This window comes from Streptococcus suis, assembly GCF_002964045.1.
GTDB classification, from domain to species: domain Bacteria; phylum Bacillota; class Bacilli; order Lactobacillales; family Streptococcaceae; genus Streptococcus; species Streptococcus suis_U.
Genome location: NZ_POPB01000148.1, coordinates 1 through 443 on the forward strand (window position 1 = coordinate 1; position 443 = coordinate 443).

The window sequence follows — 443 nt, forward strand, 5'->3', positions numbered from 1 at the left end:
GGCTCTTTGTCAACTGTAGTGGGTAGATGAAAAGCTAACACCTAGAGAGGACGAAATTCGTTCTCTCTTTTTCAATATTCAAAGCGATGTAAATCTTAGTTTTAAAGTTCTTAAAGTTCCTAAACCCGAAAGCCTGTCTCTTGATGTCCTTGATGAGTTTATTGGTCGCTTCCAGTTTAGCATTGGAATAGGGTAGCTCAATGGCGTTCGTGATATAAGTTTTATACTTTAGAAAGGTCTTAAAAACAGTTTTGAAGGTAGGATTGACAAGGTTAAGGTTGTCTTCTAGAAGCTCGAAGAAATATTTCGAGTTCTTCTCTTGGAAATGGAAGAGGAGAATCTGGTAGAGGTCATAATAGAATCTTAGTTGATCTGAGAACTCGAGTGTTTTCTGAACAACCTCTTTCGGTGTCAATATTTGCCCAAAGGTACGAGAATAAAAG

General features: G+C 37.7%; 1 protein-coding gene. It reads right to left on the reverse strand.

What is annotated here, in order from left to right; translation table 11 throughout:
* Window positions 1-34: 34 nt before the first annotated feature.
* Window positions 35-443 (reverse strand): transposase (locus C1E99_RS00860; protein ID WP_161951116.1); only part of this gene is annotated, 409 nt, incomplete at its 5' end.